Source organism: Sediminibacterium sp. FW305-C-61 (assembly GCF_058231065.1).
On sequence record NZ_JBIQXR010000002.1, the window covers coordinates 163,466 to 183,223 of the forward strand.

General features: G+C 39.2%; 15 protein-coding genes. 8 read left to right on the forward strand and 7 right to left on the reverse strand.

The window, feature by feature from the left end; genetic code table 11:
• Nucleotides 1-83: 83 nt before the first annotated feature.
• Complete coding sequence (gene holA, locus ACH30E_RS05855) at nt 84-1,082, forward strand: DNA polymerase III subunit delta (protein WP_490824015.1); 999 nt, start codon at nt 84-86, stop codon at nt 1,080-1,082.
• An 82-nt stretch (nt 1,083-1,164) separates the two neighbouring features.
• On the opposite strand, the gene ACH30E_RS05860 is transcribed toward holA, so the two are convergent.
• Entirely contained in the window at nt 1,165-2,121 is a 957-nt protein-coding gene (locus tag ACH30E_RS05860; RefSeq protein WP_490824016.1) for a bifunctional riboflavin kinase/FAD synthetase, read from the reverse strand.
• 187 nt (nt 2,122-2,308) lie between these two features.
• On the opposite strand from ACH30E_RS05860, the gene ACH30E_RS05865 reads away from it, so the two are divergent.
• The gene (locus tag ACH30E_RS05865; RefSeq protein ID WP_490824017.1) at nt 2,309-3,487 is read left to right on the forward strand and encodes an AIR synthase related protein; all 1,179 of its coding nucleotides are present in this window, start codon (nt 2,309-2,311) and stop codon (nt 3,485-3,487) included.
• 60 nt (nt 3,488-3,547) lie between these two features.
• Nucleotides 3,548-4,234 carry a cell division ATP-binding protein FtsE gene (locus ACH30E_RS05870; protein ID WP_294995777.1) on the forward strand — a complete coding sequence of 229 codons (687 nt, stop codon included), beginning with the start codon at nt 3,548-3,550 and terminating at the stop codon, nt 4,232-4,234.
• Here the strand turns inward: ACH30E_RS05870 and ACH30E_RS05875 are convergent, their stop codons facing one another.
• Together ACH30E_RS05875 and ACH30E_RS05880 are read right to left on the reverse strand one after the other, a co-directional pair.
• On the reverse strand, nt 4,235-5,371 hold the full coding sequence (locus ACH30E_RS05875; protein ID WP_490824018.1) for a glycosyltransferase: 1,137 nt from the start codon (nt 5,369-5,371) through the stop codon (nt 4,235-4,237).
• A complete protein-coding gene (locus ACH30E_RS05880) occupies nt 5,368-6,450 on the reverse strand; it encodes a glycosyltransferase family 4 protein (protein WP_490824019.1) in 1,083 nt (360 codons plus the stop codon). Before ACH30E_RS05880 ends, ACH30E_RS05875 begins: the two co-directional genes overlap by 4 nt.
• 239 nt (nt 6,451-6,689) lie before the next feature.
• Here ACH30E_RS05880 and smc point away from each other — a divergent pair, with 239 nt between their 5' ends.
• Both smc and ACH30E_RS05890 read left to right on the forward strand, forming a co-directional pair.
• Nucleotides 6,690-10,211, forward strand: a complete 3,522-nt coding sequence (gene smc / locus ACH30E_RS05885; protein ID WP_490824020.1) for a chromosome segregation protein SMC — start codon at nt 6,690-6,692, stop codon at nt 10,209-10,211.
• Between the two features lie 160 nt (nt 10,212-10,371).
• The gene (locus tag ACH30E_RS05890) at nt 10,372-10,809 is read left to right on the forward strand and encodes a hypothetical protein (protein ID WP_490824021.1); all 438 of its coding nucleotides are present in this window, start codon (nt 10,372-10,374) and stop codon (nt 10,807-10,809) included.
• A 15-nt stretch (nt 10,810-10,824) separates the two neighbouring features.
• Here ACH30E_RS05890 and ACH30E_RS05895 read toward each other — a convergent pair whose 3' ends face one another.
• A complete protein-coding gene (locus tag ACH30E_RS05895) occupies nt 10,825-11,658 on the reverse strand; it encodes a hypothetical protein (RefSeq protein WP_294995792.1) in 834 nt (277 codons plus the stop codon).
• A gap of 100 nt (nt 11,659-11,758) precedes the next feature.
• Between ACH30E_RS05895 and ACH30E_RS05900 the strand changes: the two genes are divergently transcribed.
• The 3 genes from ACH30E_RS05900 to ACH30E_RS05910 are packed head-to-tail and all read left to right on the forward strand — an operon-like array spanning nt 11,759 to nt 17,417.
• Complete coding sequence (locus tag ACH30E_RS05900) at nt 11,759-12,880, forward strand: DUF3667 domain-containing protein (RefSeq protein ID WP_294995794.1); 1,122 nt, start codon at nt 11,759-11,761, stop codon at nt 12,878-12,880.
• Between the two features lie 18 nt (nt 12,881-12,898).
• On the forward strand, nt 12,899-13,666 hold the full coding sequence (gene mazG / locus ACH30E_RS05905) for a nucleoside triphosphate pyrophosphohydrolase (RefSeq protein WP_490824022.1): 768 nt from the start codon (nt 12,899-12,901) through the stop codon (nt 13,664-13,666).
• Nucleotides 13,667-13,673: 7 nt separating this feature from the next.
• On the forward strand, nt 13,674-17,417 hold the full coding sequence (locus ACH30E_RS05910; RefSeq protein ID WP_490824023.1) for a sensor histidine kinase: 3,744 nt from the start codon (nt 13,674-13,676) through the stop codon (nt 17,415-17,417).
• Between the two features lie 7 nt (nt 17,418-17,424).
• Here ACH30E_RS05910 and ACH30E_RS05915 read toward each other — a convergent pair whose 3' ends face one another.
• The 3 genes from ACH30E_RS05915 to rpmA form a co-directional block, all read right to left on the reverse strand.
• On the reverse strand, nt 17,425-19,098 hold the full coding sequence (locus ACH30E_RS05915) for a DNA polymerase/3'-5' exonuclease PolX (protein WP_490824024.1): 1,674 nt from the start codon (nt 19,096-19,098) through the stop codon (nt 17,425-17,427).
• Between the two features lie 93 nt (nt 19,099-19,191).
• A complete protein-coding gene (locus ACH30E_RS05920) occupies nt 19,192-19,404 on the reverse strand; it encodes a hypothetical protein (protein WP_490824025.1) in 213 nt (70 codons plus the stop codon).
• A gap of 73 nt (nt 19,405-19,477) precedes the next feature.
• Nucleotides 19,478-19,744, reverse strand: a complete 267-nt coding sequence (gene rpmA, locus ACH30E_RS05925) for a 50S ribosomal protein L27 (RefSeq protein ID WP_294995806.1) — start codon at nt 19,742-19,744, stop codon at nt 19,478-19,480.
• Nucleotides 19,745-19,758: the final 14 nt, after the last annotated feature.

Below are 19,758 nucleotides of genomic sequence, written 5' to 3' on the forward strand. Positions count from 1 at the left end.
AGTACCTAATACCTAACACCTATGTTCATAACTATCCGACCTGTCATTTTTTTAATCATAAACCATCCAGCATCTTTGCACCCATGTCGGCAGAAAAGATCATAAAAGAATGGAAGATTGGCGCTTTTAAGCCTATTTATTGGCTGGAAGGCGAAGAATCTTATTTTATTGATCAGGTGGTTGATTATGCCGAACATCATATCCTGCCTGAATCAGAAGCTGGTTTTAACCTTACTGTTTTCTACGGAAAAGATGCTGACTGGGCCGCTGTAGTAAATGCCTGCAGGCGATATCCCATGTTTGCTGATCGGCAGGTAGTAATACTGAAAGAGGCACAACAGATGCGGGATATTGATAAATTGGAACCCTATATTGAAAATCCGCTCAAATCCACGGTATTCATTGTAAGCTATAAAGACAAAAAAGTAGATGGCCGATCTAAACTAGCCAAAACCCTGAAAGCAAAAGGGGAAATGCTCACTACTAAGAAAATTTATGAAAGCCAGTTGCCGGAATGGACGCAGGAAGTAGTAAAAAAACATGGCCTGACCATTAACCAGAAAGCATTAATGCTTTTAGTTGACCATGTAGGGAACGACCTGAGCAGAATTGAAAATGAAATAGAAAAACTGGCTGTTAACCTGGGTGCAAGAAAGAATATTACGGAAGATGATATTGAGAAATATATAGGAATTAGTAAAGAGTTTAATGTCTTTGAATTGCAGGAAGCAATCGGAAAAAAAGACCTCTCCAAAACAATCCGTATCATTCAGTATTTCGAGGCCAATCCCAAGGCTGCGCCTATACAACAGGTACTCCCGGCATTGTATAATTATTTCAGCAAAGTGTATATGTTATTTGGCTTGCAAAATCCAGATGAAAAAACAGCCGCAAGCTCGCTTGGTGTAAACCCTTACTTCATCAAAGACTACATGAGTTCCGCCAGAAAATATGAATATTCAGGAGTGGAAAGGGCATTGCTATTGCTCCATCAATATAATCTGCGCAGCGTAGGCGTGCATGATGCAGGAACTTCTGATGCTGGACTTATGAAGGAAATGGTGGTGAAAATGATGAACTGAGGAGGCATTACAGGTAGCGTAATTTGCTTAGGGTATTAGACCATAGTCCATAGACCATGGACCATGGACTATGGACTATGGTCTAGCTCCTAAAACCTGCTATTGTCAATGCTTCCATGGCTGCAGATTTATCTTTGGCTAGTTGTGCCTTTAACCCTTCCAGTCCATCAAACTTCACTTCGCTTCTCAATTGTTGTAAAACATGTATACGCAGGGTTTGACCATAGATATCACTATCGAAATCAAAAATATTTACCTCAATAACCCTTTTTTTTCCGTCAACTGTCGGCCGTAGGCCGATGTTCATCATGCCACCGAAAATTGTATGAGGGGTATTTACTATTTCAACTTGAACCGCATATACCCCATTCCCCGGAATGAGTTTGTCTTCGGTGCCAATATGCAGATTAGCTGTTGGGTATCCTATGGTTCGTCCTAATTGATTACCAGTTATTACCATCCCTTCAAAAAAATAGGGATAGCCTAAAGCTGCATTTGCTGAGGCAATATCATTTTCAATGATTGCTTTACGAATGCGTGTAGAACTTACCGCAATTTCATTTAGTAACTGTTCGGTTATTTCTTTTACTTTAAAACCTAATTGTTTGCCAAAGGATTCAAGTAGTTGATAGTCTCCCGTTCTCCCTTTTCCAAATCGATGATCATAACCAATAATGATGGTGTGGGGCTTGAAATATTTGTAGAGAAAATCGGTGATATATTCTTCTGCAGATTGGTTGGCAAAATGGTGGTCGAATGGTACAACTACCAAGTGATCAATACCAGCTTTTTCAAGTAAAATTCTTTTTTCCGTAAGGGTGTTCAAAAGTTTTACATCGCCGGGTACAGAAGAAACAATTTTCCTGGGATGAGGATGGAAAGTTATGATTACGGTTTCGCCATCAATAGCCGCAGCTTCTTCTTTTAATTGCTTAAGTATCTGTTGATGCCCTTTATGTACACCATCAAAAGTGCCGATAGTAACTACTGCATTCCTGAATTCCGGTAAAGAACCTGCCAGTTCACGATGTACTTTCATAAAGGAACGAAGGTAGTGAAATCTGTGATTTCAGCTACAGGCAGCAAGTCCCAAGCCTTAGACTTTAAAATCAAGATACACTAGCCTCAATTGCCAAATCCCCTTTTCAACCCTTACCTTTGCAGCCAGGAGAATAAGCAGGGCGCCAATTCTCAAATTTTCAAATTTTCAAATTTTCAAATTAAAAATGTCTCTCTATTCCCAACGTGGTGTTTCGGCTCAGAAAGAAGAAGTACATGCAGCAATTCAAAAGTTGGATCAGGGATTGTATGCCCATGCATTTTGTAAGATATATCCAGATTTTCTTTGTAACGATGATGGATATGTAAATATCATGCACGCAGATGGGGCAGGCACCAAAAGCATTCTTGCCTATTTATACTGGAGAGAAACAGGGGATGTGTCGGTTTGGGAAGGAATTGCCCGCGACGCCGTTGCAATGAACCTCGACGATTTATTATGCGTTGGCGTTACGGATCAGCTTTTATTTTCTTCTACCATCGACAGAAATAAACTTCGCATACCGGGTGAAGTATTACAAGCTGTAATCAATGGAACACAGGCTTTTTTTGATCAATTGAAAACTTATGGCGTAAATATCCATTACCTGGGTGGAGAAACAGCAGATGTAGGTGATGTAGTGCGCACTATTGCGGTGAATGGTACCATGACCAGCCGCTGGCCCAAAGAAAAACTAATTACCAATGATAAAATTGCTGCAGGAGATGTAATTGTTGGTTTTGCCAGCGCCGGCAAAGCAATTTATGAAGCAGCATATAATAGCGGATTGGGAAGTAATGGATTAACCAGTGCCAGACACGACGTACTTAACAAACATTATGCAACAGCTTATCCGGAAACATACGAAACAACTCTCGCAGATGAAGTTGTTTATATAGGCAAAAACCGAATGACAGAAACCCTGGCCGTTGATGGATTCGGCGAATTGTCTATCGGTAAATTATTGTTGAGTCCGACAAGAACCTATGCGCCATTGGTAAAACAATTGTTAGACGGTTATTTTGATCAGATACATGGAATGATACATTGTAGCGGGGGCGGACAGACGAAATGCATGAAATACCTGCCAAAACCCTATAAAATTGTCAAAGACAATCTTTTTACAATTCCCCCAATATTCAACCTGATTCGGGAAAATTCGGGTGCCGATATGCGGGAAATGTATCAGGTATTTAATATGGGGCATAGGCTGGAAGTGTTTACTGATGCCGATTCTGCCAAAGCTATGATTGAAATAGCTGCATCATTGGGTATTGAAGCAAAAATTGTGGGCAGGGTAGAAGCAGCGGATAAAGCCAGTCTGCACTTACTTACCTCAGAAGGAACAATTACTTATGAATATTAACAGGATTAAAACCTGCTGATACTTATTTTTGAATAGCAGTAGAAATTGTAATTTAGAACCATGTCAGAAACAGTAGTAGCCATAAATAACGCCAAGATTTACCAGGGAGGTAACCTAATCCTGGAAGACGTAAATTTCTCTGTAAATAAAGGAGAATTTGTGTACCTCGTGGGTAAAACAGGTACAGGGAAAAGCAGTTTGCTTAAAACCTTATATGGAGAATTGCCGCTTACAGAAGGAAGTGCATCCGTTGTAGGGTTTAACCTGCGTGATATGGACTGGAAAAAAGTACCCTTTCTGCGTCGTAACCTCGGCGTTGTATTTCAGGATTTCCAACTACTTACCGACAGAAATGTACACGAAAACCTGCGCTTTGTGTTAAAGGCAACAGGCTGGCAGGATGAAAAGCTGATTGAAGAAAAAATCAATGACGTGCTTGACAAAGTGGGGTTGAGGAGCAAGGGTTTTAAAATGCCCTTTGAAATGAGTGGAGGGGAACAACAAAGGGTAGATATAGCCAGGGCCTTACTCAATTCGCCTAAACTAATATTGGCTGATGAACCTACCGGTAACCTCGATCCGGAAACCAGTGACGAAATCATGCAATTGCTGATACATATCGCAAGGGATTATGGTACAGCCGTAATAATGGCTACGCATGATTTTATTGTCATCAATCGTTATCCTTCCAGGATTCTGAAAACGGAGAAAGGAAAAGTACTCGATAGCGCAAATGTGTCTGCTTAATCATTTACTGCCAACCATTAATTCCTGAATAAATCGGGCTCCTTTTTCATTGTTAAAGGTTGTTTGAATTAGTGCTATCCTTCTGTTCATTTCATCTGAAGAAAAAGGAAGCGAGAATAATTGGGTGATAAGCTGAATAAATTCCTCTGCTGTATCGGCTTTAGTACAAATTGAGTCAAGTTCAGAACCTCTTATTCCGGCCGTATTACTAATACAATGTCTTCCATTAATAAGCGCATTAACCAGTTTGATTTTAATGCCAGTAGTAGTTAGGGAAGGTACAATATTAATATGCGCTTTGGTAATCATATCCTGCATTTCATGTTCCGTTGGATTAGCAACGAGACAGGTATGTCCCAGTACATGCGCCTGCTTCTCCAGTTTAGGAGAAGGGTTTCTACCAGCTATAACAAACGGAATAGAAAGTTTGCTGAATACTTTTGTCAGCAGCCAGATGGCCATTTGCTCGTTGGAGTCAATGCTAAGATCCCCATGGTAAAGGCAGTAAGCGCCATTGGGATCTTTCTCTTTTGGCGCCCAGTTATCCCCAAGAAATAAAGGAATGGTATGAGTACGCTTTGCCCCAAACAGGGTTTTGTAAACCCCTTCATCTGTAGCAGTTATGCTGAGCAGAACAGCTTTGTTAGCAATGCGTTTTTCATAGGCTTTTAATAGGTAGCTTTCCCAATGGAAGTAACATTTTCTGAAGAAGGATTTCGCATGTGAAGCCAGTTCCTTATAGTATCTAAATTCTGTATTGTGCAGGCGCAGCAAACAAATGCGGTTTATAAAACGCTTATCTAAAAGCAAATAACTGGTATGTACCCCTTCCATTAGTATGGGGTAATTGTCTTTCAATAACTCATCAAATAACTGCTTATTATACCTGGAAGAGACAATATAGGGCAGGCTTAGCGAAAACGCATTGAATCCTCTTAGTCTTTTATAATAATGAACAGCGTAGCAATACTTATCGAGGGTGGCATCTTCGCCCTTTCCGTAATCGAAACAATGCAGGTGAATCTTGATGCCAAGCGCATGTAATGCTTTGATTTTATAGAATACATCAAAAATGCCCCCCTGGTCTACCGGGAAAGGAACATTAAAGGCAATAATATGTAGGTGTGTATCGCTCAATTCAGTTTCTGATAAAATTGGATCAATTTTTCTGATTCGGTTTCCCAGTTTAGTTCCAGTCTGGCTTTAAGTGCTTTTTGGACTATTTGTTTATACAGAACAGTATCGGTGAGCAGTTTGTTCAATCCTTTGGCGACACTATCTGTATCTGTGTCTTCAACAAGCAGGGCAAATCCATATTTGTCATTAATTGACCTATATTCCGGATAGTCAACGCAAATTTGTGGTATCCCTGCCATCATGTAATCAAAAAAACGATTCGCGAGTGATTGATATTGGTTAAGTCCTTTTTTGTCGAAAAGGGTAATGCCTATAAGCGCAGCTTCCGTAACTTCCCTCAGTGCCTCCGGGGCAATATTGCCTTTCAGGACGACCTTATCTTCAAGTTGATATTTGCGGATAAGTTCTTTTACTGAGTCGTAATAATTACCGTTGCCGCAAATAACCAATCTGGCATTAACCTGCAACATAGCTTCAATTAATTCATCGAAGCATCTACCTTCATTAACAGACCCCTGGTATAAAATGTAATCTGCTTTTGCAATATTTTGTAATGTTGTTTTAGTAGGTAGATTTTTGATAACATCGTATTGAACACCATATTGTTGTGAGAGCCAGTTCGAAATAAATTCATTCACGGTATAGCCATTTTTAAATCGTTTAACCATCCATTTTTCAATCAAAAGCCAACATTTTTTTATGAAGGGTCTGCGTATGATTTCAAATTGCTCAGTGAAAAGCTCATGAGCATCGTAGACCCTTTTTTGTCTTTTTAGTATACTTGAAATGTAGCAGGGAAGTATGGTGTCAAGATCTATTGCACATATGATATCCGTCTTTTGAAAAAGCAGGAATACCAATAACCGGAAATTATATTCTGCATAAAATAGGACCCCCTTATTCCAAAAACAGCGAAGTCTTTTTTGCTGAAATAGTTGTTGAGATAGTTCGGTGCTATCTTTTCTTATTCTTCCTACCAATAAAACGTCATATCCTTCTTTGACCAAAGTGCCTGCAATACGATGCATACGCTGGTCGTAATTAAGGTCGTTGGTAACGGTAAAAATAATTCGTTTCAATAGTAGGGGCTTAAGCAACAAATATACAGGCTGTAAAGCGCTTGAATCATCATGTCTTTCGGGAATATTAATATTAAAATATAGTCATCAATAAGTTGATAATCAGTTTATTGTAAGTTTTAAATCTATATTCCTTTTTTTTATCATCTTATTTCTCCACCTATTATACACAGCCCTATAATCTTTCCGAAAAATCTACCTCATTTCCTGTATGTTCGCAGGTACTAAATAGCGGAAAAGTGAGATTAAAATCATTAGAAATCAAAGGGTTCAAAAGTTTTGCTGATAAAACCGTAGTGAGTTTTGATGAGGGCATTACAGGTATTATCGGTCCCAATGGTTGCGGCAAGAGTAATATCATTGATAGTATTCGTTGGGTAATTGGCGAACAAAAAATATCGGCCTTAAGAAGTGAAAACCTAGAGGCCCTGGTCTTCAATGGTAGTAAAACCAGAAGTGCAAGTGGATTGGCAGAAGTGAGTCTCACTTTTGAGAATACCAAAAATCTGCTTCCTACAGAATTCAGCACGGTAACAGTTACCCGTCGTTTTTATAAAAATGGGGAAAGTGAATACCGCTTGAATGATGTTACCTGTCGACTAAAAGACATCCACAATTTATTTCTTGATACAGGTGTTAGTACCGATAGTTATGCCATCATTGAATTGGGGATGGTTGATGATATCATCAAGGATAAAGAAAACAGCCGCCGCCGTATGTTGGAGCAGGCAGCGGGCATCACTATTTACAAAACCCGTAAGAAAGAAGCAAAGAATAAATTAGACGCTACAGAACAAGATCTGGCACGTATTGAAGATTTGCTCTTCGAAATCAATAACCAGTTAAAAACACTGGAGAACCAGGCAAAAAAGGCGGAGAAATATTACGAGATTAAAAAGGATTACAAAGAAATTTCCGTAGAACTCGCAAAAGCGGCACTGGAAGGATTCAATATAACCTATAAGGAGCTTAATGAGCAGCAAGAACTCGAGATCAATAAAAAGGTACAACTTGATGCTGAGATAGCAGTTGAAGAAGCCGCTATTGAACAGGAGAAAGTTGGTTTTATTGAAAAGGAAAGAGCCCTTCAAAGCATGCAGCATGAATTCAACGATTTGCTGCAAAACTTACGCTCAAAAGAAAACGAACGTAACCTTGCTACCCAGAAACTTCATTACCTGAAGGAAAAAGAAACCAGCTTAAAAGACTTCCTCGAAAAAGCATCCGGTCAGTTAAAAACAATAGGTGATTCCATTGAATATACCCAATTACAGGTAGGAGAAGAAGAAACTAAGCTGATTGAATTACAAGACAGAGTAGAAACAGCCAAGCTGGATATCGAAGATAAACGTCGCATTTACGATGAGCGCAGAACTGGTGTAGACAGTTTACGTAATCAATACCAGCAGATACAGAGAAGTCAATTCGATGCTGAGAAAAAAGTAGCGGTAGCTGATACTTCTATTCAGAACCTTCAAAGGGCACAAACTCAACTGAATGAAGAAAAACAAAGCAGAGAGCAGCAATTGGAACAATTGCAGCAGGAGTTGACAGAAAAAGAAGAGGACCTCGCAGCTCGCAGAATTGATCTGCAACAATTACAGGAACAACATGAGCGTACCCGTGAGAATATTTTTGAAACCCAGGCACAACTTGAAGTGTTACGTAATGAATTGGCTGAAGAAAACCGTAAGCTAGATGCCAAAAGGAACGAATACAACCTCCTTAAGAGCCTGATCGATTCAATGGAAGGTTATCCGGAGAGTATTAAGTTCCTCCATAAAAATCCTGAATGGAATCATGCGGCCCCAATTCTTTCAGATATCATTTATGTAAAAGAAGCATACAGGGCGGCAGTTGAAAATGTGTTGGAGCCATACCTCAATTACTATGTGGTAAATAACCTTCAGGAAGGTTTGCAGGCTGTACACTTACTGGATGCCAATGCAAAAGGTAAAGCCAACTTTTTCATGCTCGAAAAATTTGCCGACCTCCGCGTTGAAACCCATCAACCTGCCAATACCATCCCTGCTATGGATGTTATTGAAGTTGATGACCAATATCGCAAACTGGCAGAATATCTTTTAGGTAACGTATATATTGCAGAGAATGATGAGGCTATTGCCAATAGCAATGGCGCAGTCGTTCTTGAAAAAACCGGTAAGTATGTAAAAGGAAAGTATACACTTACTGGCGGTAGCGTTGGACTTTTTGAAGGAAAGAAAATTGGTCGCGCGAAAAACCTCGAAAAACTGGCCGAAGAAATACAGGATCAGGAATCGGTAGTAAGTTTACTTAAAGCTGATATTCAGGCAAAGCATAATGAGGTAATTGCCTTCAATGAGCAATTGAAAGAAAATGCCATTAAGCAAACCGAAAATGAAATTAACCAGCTAACCAACCAGGTGTTTGCTACCAGAAACCGCATCGAAAACCTGCAGGCTGCCCAGCAAAACGCTTTTCAACGTCTTACCGATATTGAAACCCGTTTGCAGGATGAACAGGATGCCATTGCCGCTACTAGAGAAGAATTGTTTCAACTGAATGATCAGTTGCTGGAAACAGGCGAGCAGATGAAACTGGTAGAACAGGATTATCAGTTGGCAGAACAGGAGTATAATTACGCTTCTGTACAATACAATGAAACAAACCTTCAGTTAACCCGTCAGCAAAGCAAAATCACTACCCTTAAACAGGAGCTTGTTTTCAAAGAAAACCAGCTAAGTGAGTTGCACCAACAGATAGAAAGCAATACTGCACAGCTTTCCGAAGCTTCCGGCAATATTGAAGAAGGTGAAAAAGCTTTGATTGGTTCAGAAGAATTATTGCTCGATCTGATGCGCAAAAAAGAAGCAGAAGAGCAGAAATTGAATGAAGCAGATCAGGCTTACTATAACTTACGTAACGCGCTGCAGGAAAAAGAAAGTGAACTTCGCCTTAAAGTGAAGAGTAAGGAGATGATTGATCACCTCGTTACTGAAATCAAAGACAGGCTGAACGAACTTAAGCTGCAGTTAGCTGGTATGAAAGAAAGATTGAGTGTTGAATTCAAGGTTGAACTTGATGAGATTCTCGATCAGGCCAGAACTACGGATACTTCACTGGAAGAATTGCAAGCCAGCTCAGACAGGATGAAAAAACGCCTGGAAAACATGGGAGAGGTTAACCCTACCGCTATTGAAGCCTTTATGGAAATGAAAAAGCGTTATGAGTTTATTCTCGAGCAAAAGAATGACCTGGTTTCAGCGAAAGAAAGTCTTTTGCAAACCATTCAGGAAGTGGAAGCAACAGCCAACCAGCAATTCCTGGATACTTTTAATCAGGTTCGTGAGAACTTCCAGAAAGTGTTCAAGGCCCTGTTTACAGAAGAAGATACCGCAGATATGGTACTGGTTGACCCGACCAATCTGGCAGAAACAGGTATTGAAATTATTGCCAAACCAAAAGGTAAAAGACCTTCATCTATTACTCAATTGAGTGGAGGAGAGAAAACCCTTACTGCAACAGCATTGCTCTTCTCAATCTACCTCATTAAACCAGCTCCATTCTGTATCCTGGATGAGGTTGATGCCCCATTGGATGATGCCAACGTTGGTAAGTTCACCCAGATGATCAAGAAGTTCAGCGATAACTCACAGTTCATCATCGTAACACACAATAAGCAAACCATGGGAGCTGTTGATGTGATTTACGGGGTAACCATGCAGGAGCCCGGGGTAAGTAAACTGGTGCCGGTAGATTTCAGGAGCCTGTCGAATTAATTGGAGAATAAAAGCCTTGCGAACAGGAAACCGTGAATGGTCAATTGTGAATGGTCAATAGTTAATTGGTGAGTAGTGAGTAGTTTGATATTCAAATTATAATACTCAGTATTCACTCTTTTCGCTATTCACCATTCACAATTCACGTCCCCTGATATTCATGTACAAATCCATATTCATACTATACCTCCTCTGTTTTGGCTGCTACCTGATATTTACCAGGCAGCCAGATTATTTTGATGGTGTTAAAGTGCCGGCATTGGTTGAGTTGCGATTTGATTCAACAGCAAATAAAGAACTGTTAAGGGCTGTATTTAATACAGGTACAAAGGAATATGCGATCAATCCGGATTATCCATTAAGGTCTCTCAAAGCCGGGCAAAGCCTTACCGTTATATATGAAACAGGTAATCCCGCATTGGGAAAAGTATATGGCGGATGGGGGTATTGGTGGTTATGGGATGAATTGCTTTTGTCTGCTGTGTTATGCTTTCTGTTGTTTCAGGTAGCAGTGTCTGTAACCAGTAACCCTAACCCGGAGGCCCTCATTGAGCAACTGGAATATAAAGAAGAGAAAAAGAAAAAATACCTGGATTAAGGTTTGAATAAGCTCCTAGAAACTGGTGTATTGATACATGATTCTTCCAACCTGTAATTTGCTTTTGTCGCTGCAGATTTCTTCTGTTTTTAAACCTTTTTCGTCGTACTTGTATTTCCAAACAAAATAGTTATTGCTGCCAAGCGAAAACTGGGTCATCTGAGTTGGTTGGTTGGCAGCATTGTATTCGTAGATAAAATCGGGCAGTAGTTTCTTTAATTTGCTATTATATCTAACAATATCTGTTAACTGCTTATTGGCATTATAGTAATAATAGTAGCTTTCAATTGTTCTGCCATTCTTTTTCCATCTTTCTTCTGCAATACAACCTTGGTCATCTTTAATAAAAGTTACCATGGTGGTATCGAGCCTGTTTTTTATTTTAAGCATACTGGCCGGTGCCCCATATTCATCATAAGTATATTGATGTGTTTCAGCAATCGTGCTATTCATGAAAGTATCAACAGTAGAAAGTGATACCGAAATAATACGTCCTTGTGCATCGTAAGTGTAGTCGGTTTTACTGTTAATATTTTTATGATCGCTTTGGGTTCTCTTCAAAATACCCAGTTCATAAGTATTAACGGTAACTGTCTTTTCCTTGTTTGTTAAAGTGGTAAGCGTAACCTTTTTTCCGTCTCTGCTGATTTCCTGACTCACTGAAAAATCTTCAGTAATAGTATTGTCCGGTTCATAAGAAATGGCTTTAACAGAAGCTATTTTTTGTGCCCGCAGGATTTTATACTGCTCATTTCCCTGACGAATAGAAACGATATCGTTGAAATAGTATTGAGCATTGCCCAAAAAAGGGCCGAGTACAAAACAAAGAGAAACCACTATTTTCTTCATGCCCCAAAAATACTCAAATCCTGCTGTTCATTTTTCAACATTCAGGTAACAGCTCTTGCCACAATGGATTAGTTGTGTATTTTTAGTCAAACGTTAACAAGTGTCGCATTTACCAGAAAGAAAGGAGAAAATTTGCTTGAATTGCGGGGCAGCCCTGCATGGCCGTTTTTGTCATTATTGCGGTCAGGAAAATATTGAACCAAAAGATAGTTTTTGGCACCTTGTTACCCATTTTGTGTATGACATCATCCATTTCGATGGAAAATTTTTCAGTACACTTAAATATTTACTGTTCAGGCCGGGGTTTCTTTCGCATGAATACCTGCGGGGACGGAGAGCCGATTATCTTCACCCTATCAGGATGTATGTATTTACATCGGCTTTTTTCTTCCTGATTTTCTTTAGTTTCTATCAGAAAGAAAAGGAAATAGATATAAAAGAAATAAAAGACACGCCAGCTCAGGTGATGAAGAAGCTGGAAAGACAAAAACAGCGGCTGGAAGCGGCTTTGGCCAATCCAACTGCGGTAGTTGCAGCCTCTCAGATAAAAGACAAGCTTGACCAAACATCAGCAGAAATCATTATGCTGAAGCGGGATTCTACTTTGGTAGATTCTGTTAAAAGTTTGCCAGAGGGTGGATTCACTATCATGAGTTTTGATAATAAGATCACTCAAACCTTATCTACGGTAGCTGAATACGATTCTTTACAGGCACTATTACCAGAAAATGAAAGAGATGGTTTCTTTGTTCGGACCATTGAAAGGCAAAACCTCCACCTAAGGAATAAATATAAGGGCGACTCAAAAGCAAGTATGCGGGCCATTACGAACAAGTTCATACACTTATTTCCTCAAATGCTATTTGTTTCTTTGCCGTTGTTTGCCTTGCTTTTACAGTTATTATATACCAGAAGAAAACAATTCTATTATGTTAACCACATAATTTATTCCATACACCTCTATTGTGCCATTTTTATCATCATTCTCACAGGTTTATGGGTGAATAGTTTATTTACTTGGAGTACTCATAAAGAAAATGATTGGATCAGCGGATTGTTTACCATCGCAGGATTCTTTTATTTATATAAATCAATGCGCAATTTTTATGGACAACGAAGGGGCAAAACAATCTTAAAATATATACTGTTGTTATTTGCATCGATGCTTGTAATGGTATTCCTGTTTTTAGTGTTTTTCCTATTTTCTGCTTTCGCAGTATAATCTGAAATATATTTCCTTATGACGAATTCAGTAGCAGACAGTTTTTTGGCATTGGTGACTATAATGGACGAGCTAAGGGAAAAATGTCCGTGGGACAAAAAGCAAACCATCCACAGCCTTCGTTCTATGACCCTTGAGGAAACGTATGAACTAGTGGATGCTATCGATCAGAAAAACTGGCAGGGTATAAAAGAAGAACTGGGTGATATGTTGTTGCATATCCTGTTTTACACCAAAATCGGGTCTGAAGAAAAAGCATTCGAATTACAGGATGTAATTGAAGGAATATCACGTAAATTAATAAACAGACATCCACATATTTATGGAGATGTAAAAGTGGAGAATGATGAGGATGTTAAGCGGAACTGGGAACAAATAAAAATAAAAGAAGGAAAAAAATCTGTTTTGAGTGGTGTTCCGGTATCCTTACCTGCCGTTGTTAAGGCAACAAGGATTCAGGAAAAAGCTAAACAAGTCGGATTTGAATGGGATAACCGCGAGGATGTTTGGAAGAAAGTTGAAGAAGAGATGGGGGAGTTGCAGGAAGCGGTAAAGGCAAACGACCAGAAAGAAATACAGGCCGAATTTGGCGATCTTTTGTTTAGTCTGATAAATTATGCACGGTTTTTGCAGGTTGATGCCGAAGCTGCACTTGAGCAGACCAATAAAAAATTCATTCATCGTTTTCAGACCATGGAATCAATGGCAGCCGAACAGGGAAAAAATCTGGGCGACATGACGCTCAACGAAATGGATGCCCTTTGGAACGAGATAAAACGAAAATAACAGACTGTTGATTAAAACACTCAGAAACGCAGCCTATAAACACGGATACCTGGCCATTACAGCGGCCTGGCTTTATACTTTTTCCTTTATTTTCATCAATTACTGGAGTTATAATGCCTCACCGGAAAAGGTGAAAGCTAAGCTCGAGCAACAAATACATAAATACGAAAACAAGTACTTCGATCTGCTGCAGGATACAGCCCGGCTGGGTAAACTAATCGAAGCAACCAATAACGACACAAAAGAGGAAACAACCAAAGAGCCTATTGGCTTATTCATTTATGCATTATCGGAAAATGCAGATCCCACCCTTTTATACTGGAACGCCAATAAATATTATACCGTAAACGACGATCTTTACCGGAAAGATAGCGCATGGTTTTCTGTTAAACGAAACGGTGAATTTGAAATACTTAAAACCAATATTGCTGTTGAAAAAGGGAATTTACTGGTAATAGGCATGATACCAATCAGGTGGTCCTATTTTATTGAAAACAAATACCTGCACACTGATTTTGAAGGTTTTGAAGGACTTGATGAGCAATACGAACTGGTTACTGTTTCAGCGGATGATGTGTTACCAATCTATAACCAGGCAGGTAAAAAATTATTCAGCATAAGACTTAAACCTGGAAAGTCATTTATTGCTTACGATAGTGTTACAATTATCTTAAGGGTACTGGCCATTGTATTCCTATTGATATTTTTAAATGCCCTGGCTGTTGAACTTATGGCTGTTCATGGTTTTCGATTTGGATACAGTATGCTGGTAGGGGTGGTCTTATTACTCCGATTAATTGCCTACAAGGTTTCCTTTCCATTTGATTACGGAAAATTACCGCTATACGATCCCTCCATCTATGCCTCAAATATTATACATCCCTCTCTTGGCGATCTGTTAGTAAATGCTATTCTGTTGTTTTGGCTGATAGATGTTTATAAAAGTTATACAGATGGGAAAACATGGTTGCCAAAACCCCTCCCGGTAAAAATCAGGAATTTCGGTACCATTTTTTTACTAACCATAATCGGGTACGCCATTGCGGGAATTGTGCAGAGCCTGGTGCAGGATTCTAAAATTTCAACCGATGTAACCAATTTCTTTAGTCTGGATATCTACAGCGTGGTATGCTTTGTAGTGCTTTGTTTTCTAGTATTGGGTTTCTTTGGTCTTTCGCAAATTCTCCTGCACCCACTTTTTGAAAGAAAATTTTCATTGCTGGAGCAGGTAGTTGCAACCATATTAAGTGGGTTTCTGTACATGCTCTTGTTTTTCCCGAATAAGGAAATTCCAACCGGATTAATGATCTTATTATGGTTAGTTGGTTTTCTTGTACTGATGCATTTTCGTAAAAAAGACCTTCAACTTCCGCTGCTAAAGTCGACCTTTTTTATTTTTTGGGTCATGTTTTTTACTTTCTCCATTGCAGCCATGGTCCTTTATGAAAATAGGGTAACGGAATTCGCCCAAAGAAAACGGATCGCGGAAAAACTGGCCCTGCAGATCGATCCTTCCGGAGAGAATTTATTGAATATAGCAGCTACAAATTTCGATGACCAGTTTCTGTTACATAATTTTCACCGCTTCCAAAATGAACTGGAGAATAAGTACATCAAAGACAGCCTCATCAACCAAAACTTTTCTGGTTACCTGAATAAATACGATACCAGGATTTATACTTTCGACAGTTTATATCACCCGCTGTATAATGAAGATGCTACAGATTATGCGGCTATAAAGACCATCATCCTAAACCAAGCCAGACCTACTATAATTCAAGGTTTATACAGCTATGATAATACATCGGAGGGTTTTAGTTATCTCTACCAAAAGGAAATAAAGGAAAATAATCAAACCCTTGGGTATCTCTTTGTTATTGCAAAATCGAAAAGATATAAGAGTGAAGCATTGTATCCTGAATTATTTAATCAGGTTCAAAACCTATCATCTGATCTTAATACGAATTATGCTTATGGTATTTATAATAAAGGGAAATTAATCAACCATTTCAATACCTATCATTTCCCATCCCGGCTTAAAAAGAATGAAATTAATCAGTTCGAGTTTACTTACAAAATATCTGGAGAATACAGTGAGCTCTGGTATAATAGTGGAAATGACAAACAGGTAGTAGTAGTTAAACGTAATACATGGGTAGTTGAATTCCTGACCCTTTTTGCCTATTTGTTTTGTTCATTTTTGGCCATCATATTTGTCTTCCACCTGGGTAATCAGTTGCTAAAAGCCAGGTTTAAGTGGGAGGAAATAAAGTTATTGTTCCGGTTTAATATCCGAACACAAATACAGGCCACGATCATTTTTCTAAGTGTGTTTTCATTCCTGGTAATTGGTATTGCCACCATTTCTTTTTTTATTATTCGATTCAATAGAAGTAATGAAGAAAGACTGTCGAAGTCTATTCAGGTAATGTCGAATGAGATCAATAGTAAAATGAATTCACAGTTCAGCTTTGATGATGTATTAACCTTTAAAAATGTAGGTCTCTCACGTGAATTGGAACAGGATATTGCTGAAATTTCGGACCTGCATAATGTAGATGTAAACTTTTATGATATACATGGTAGCCTGCTTACCTCCACGCAGCCTTATATTTATAACAAACATTTGCTAAGTACGCAAATGGAGCCCAAGGCATACCAGAAGCTTCATTATGAAAGCAGTATTCGTTATATACAATCTGAGAAAGTCGGAGATTTCGAATACCTGAGTATCTACGTCCCATTATCTGACGATGCGGGTGAAAATTATGCATACCTCAATATTCCCTACCTGAATTCTCAAAACGAACTCAATCAGGAGATTTCCGGTTTTTTGGCAACATTAATTAACCTGAACGCATTTATCTTTCTTGTAGCTGGTGCTATTGCATTTTTCCTGACAAATAGAATTACCGCATCTTTTGGATTAATCGGAGACAAAATGCGGCAAATGAATATCGGGAAGAGTAATCAGGAGATTGTATGGACAAGAAATGATGAAATTGGTATGCTGGTAGGAGAGTACAATAAGATGGTTAAAAAGCTTGAGCAAAGTGCGATGGCATTGGCCAGAAGTGAAAGGGAAGGTGCATGGCGTGAAATGGCAAGACAGGTTGCTCACGAGATAAAGAATCCACTTACGCCCATGAAACTGAGTATTCAATATTTACAGAAAGCGATATTAAATGGTTCGCCAGATGTAAAAACACTCACTTCAAACATGGCCTTAACCCTGATTGAACAAATTGATCAGTTATCCAAAATAGCCAGTGATTTCTCTCAATTTGCCAATATAGGAAATGCCAGGATGGAAGAAATTGACCTTCGCGAAGTGATAGATTCAGTAACCAGGTTATATGCAACCCATCCTGAACTGGAATTATCATTTGATATGCCGGAAGAACCTGCAATTGTATTGGCCGATCGTATACAAATGAATCGTCTGCTGACCAATCTTTTGCAAAATGCGGTAGAAGCCAACCCGAATAATAACCAAAAAGTTGCTGTCACCTTGAAACTATCACATCAGGATGATAGAATCATTCTTTCTATTCAGGATAATGCGGGAGGGATACCAGCATCTATGCAGGACAATATTTTTACGCCCAATTTCACCACCAAATCATCCGGTACCGGATTAGGATTGGCCATTTGTAAGGGAATTGTAGAAAAAGCCAATGGAACAATCTGGTTCGAAACGACCGAAAACGAGGGAACAACCTTTTTTATATCACTACCAGTCGTTGGATAATTTAGTCTTACCGTTTACTATGTTGTTGCACCAGGAAAGCTTCAAATGCTTCTTTGGAAAAACTGCTAAGGTTATTTTCTTTGGTAAGTCCGGCTTTCTGGGCTACTAGCACCCCAAATCTGCAATCGTCATAACCTTCAATCGAATGTGCATCCGGATCAATAGAGATAAGCACCCCTTTTTCCACTGCTTTATCTATCCAGCGCCAGTCGATATCCAGTCTTCTTGGGTGGGCATTTAATTCAATTACTACATCATTGGCTACGCATGCGTCTATAATCTTTGCATGGTTAACCGGATATCCGTTGCGACTAAGTAATAAACGGCCCGTCATATGGCCTAGAATACTTGTATAAGGGTTCTCAATGGCATTTATAAGGCGCATCATCGCCTTATCTTCCTGCATCTTGAGGTTTGAGTGTATGGAGGCGATTACGAGGTCGAATTCGGCCAGTACTTCATCCGGGTAGTCCAGGCTACCGTCATTAAGTATATCGCTTTCGATACTTTTATAGATTCTGAAGTTGCCAAGTTTGCTGTTTAATTCATCAATCTGTTGATGTTGGGCAGAAACACGATCGATATCTAAGCCACTGGCATAAAAAGCCGATTGTGAGTGATCGCTGATTACCAGGTATTCTAGTCCTTTTTCAATGGCAGCATTGGCCATTTCCTCCAAAGTATTACTACCATCGCTCCATTTACTATGACTGTGGATGATACCCCTGATATCTGATTCCTGAATTACCCTTGGTAATCGCTTTGCTACCGCTTTATCAATAATAGTTGGATCTTCTCGTAGGTATGGTGGAATAAAAGGGATACCTGCTGCTTCGAAAATGGCTTCTTCCTGCTTGTAATACTGTTCCGGGTTCCAATTAAACCTGTTTTTCCATGCATTCAGGAATGCTTCACTACAACTTGTATCAAAAAGTTTTTGATAAAGGTGCTGTTCACTGCAGCAATAGAATCCAAGGCTAACATTTTCCTTCGACTTTACAGTTAAGTAGTCATCTGTTTTTGTTATGATTTCAAATTGTTGTGCTTCCAGAAAATTTGTGATGGAATCGATAGGGCAGGTGGTAACCCACTGTAAAATTTCAACAATTTCATCCTGTTTTCGATAGGCTCCGGTAGGCAGAAAGCTATTATCGGGAAAATGTTCACGTAGTTTTTTAGTGGCATTAATCGCCAGGCTTTCCATTTGTTGGTACAAATAACTGCCCAATGAGCCAAAATAAAACTCTATCGATTCACGGATATTGTGCTGTGTTTTTTCTCCAAAGCCTTTGTAAAGCATCAGCCTGTTTTCATTACAGGCATATAATAATTCACCGAGCGTTTCTATCTCGAGTTCCTTCCAGATCGTGGCAATTTTTTTAGGTCCAAGTCCTTTTATATGAAGCATTTCTAAAATGCCGGCAGGTGTTTTCTGGATATACTCATCCAGTAAGGCGAGTCTTCCGGTTTCCAATTGTTCCAATATTCTTTTACCGGTGCTTTCGCCGATACCTCTTTGTGCGAATATTTTATCAGCAGGGAGGGTAGAGAGTTCAACAGGTAGTTTATCTATCGTGAAAGCCGCGCTGGAATAGGATTTGGCCTTGAATGAGTTGTCTCCATGGATATCCATTAATTTGGAAAGTAGGGAGAAATTTTCGGCAATTGCTTCGTTCGTCATAGCGTAAAATAGAAGAATCGTGAAGTTAGGATAAAAAAAAGTCCCGCCGTAGGCGGGACTCTTAAATCTATTTTAGCTAAAGCTAAACTAAGATTACTTCTTTTTAGCGGCTTTCTTAGGAGCGGCTTTTTTAGCAGCTTTTTTAGGAGCAGCTTTTTTAGCAGCTTTCTTAGGAGCGGCTTTTTTAGCAGCTTTCTTAGGAGCAGCTTTTTTAGCAGCTTTTTTAGGAGCAGCTTTCTTAGCGGCTTTCTTAGGAGCAGCTTTTTTAGGAGCAGCTTTCTTAGCAGCTTTTTTTGCAGTTGCCATGTTTTTTAGATTTAATGGTTAGTAAATAATACATTAAAAATAAAAACTTATTTGTAACTACAAAAAAATTTTTTTATGCGGTCTCAGCTACCTGAGAAACCGAAACGGTAGTTTTATCGTTTTTTCCCTTTCTGAATTCAACGATACCGTCTGTTAATGCGAATAAAGTAAAGTCAGAACCAACACCTACATTCTTACCAGGATGGTAAACAGTTCCTCTCTGACGTACAATAATATTTCCAGCAATAGCAGGCTGGCCACCATATATCTTTACACCGAGACGTTTGCTCTGTGAGTCGCGGCCGTTCTTTACACTACCTTCACCTTTTTTGTGTGCCATGGTTATTTGTTTTT

What these genes read in the sequence shown, in the direction of transcription:
- holA (WP_490824015.1), top strand. Translation starts at nt 84, where the DNA reads ATGTCGGCAGAAAAGATCATAAAAGAATGGAAGATTGGCGCTTTTAAG.
- ACH30E_RS05915 (WP_490824024.1), bottom strand. Translation starts at nt 19,098, where the DNA reads ATGACGAACGAAGCAATTGCCGAAAATTTCTCCCTACTTTCCAAATTA.
- ACH30E_RS05890 (WP_490824021.1), top strand. Translation starts at nt 10,372, where the DNA reads ATGTACAAATCCATATTCATACTATACCTCCTCTGTTTTGGCTGCTAC.
- ACH30E_RS05920 (WP_490824025.1), bottom strand. Translation starts at nt 19,404, where the DNA reads ATGGCAACTGCAAAAAAAGCTGCTAAGAAAGCTGCTCCTAAAAAAGCT.
- ACH30E_RS05865 (WP_490824017.1), top strand. Translation starts at nt 2,309, where the DNA reads ATGTCTCTCTATTCCCAACGTGGTGTTTCGGCTCAGAAAGAAGAAGTA.
- ACH30E_RS05860 (WP_490824016.1), bottom strand. Translation starts at nt 2,121, where the DNA reads ATGAAAGTACATCGTGAACTGGCAGGTTCTTTACCGGAATTCAGGAAT.
- rpmA (WP_294995806.1), bottom strand. Translation starts at nt 19,744, where the DNA reads ATGGCACACAAAAAAGGTGAAGGTAGTGTAAAGAACGGCCGCGACTCA.
- ACH30E_RS05895 (WP_294995792.1), bottom strand. Translation starts at nt 11,658, where the DNA reads ATGAAGAAAATAGTGGTTTCTCTTTGTTTTGTACTCGGCCCTTTTTTG.
- ACH30E_RS05870 (WP_294995777.1), top strand. Translation starts at nt 3,548, where the DNA reads ATGTCAGAAACAGTAGTAGCCATAAATAACGCCAAGATTTACCAGGGA.
- mazG (WP_490824022.1), top strand. Translation starts at nt 12,899, where the DNA reads ATGACGAATTCAGTAGCAGACAGTTTTTTGGCATTGGTGACTATAATG.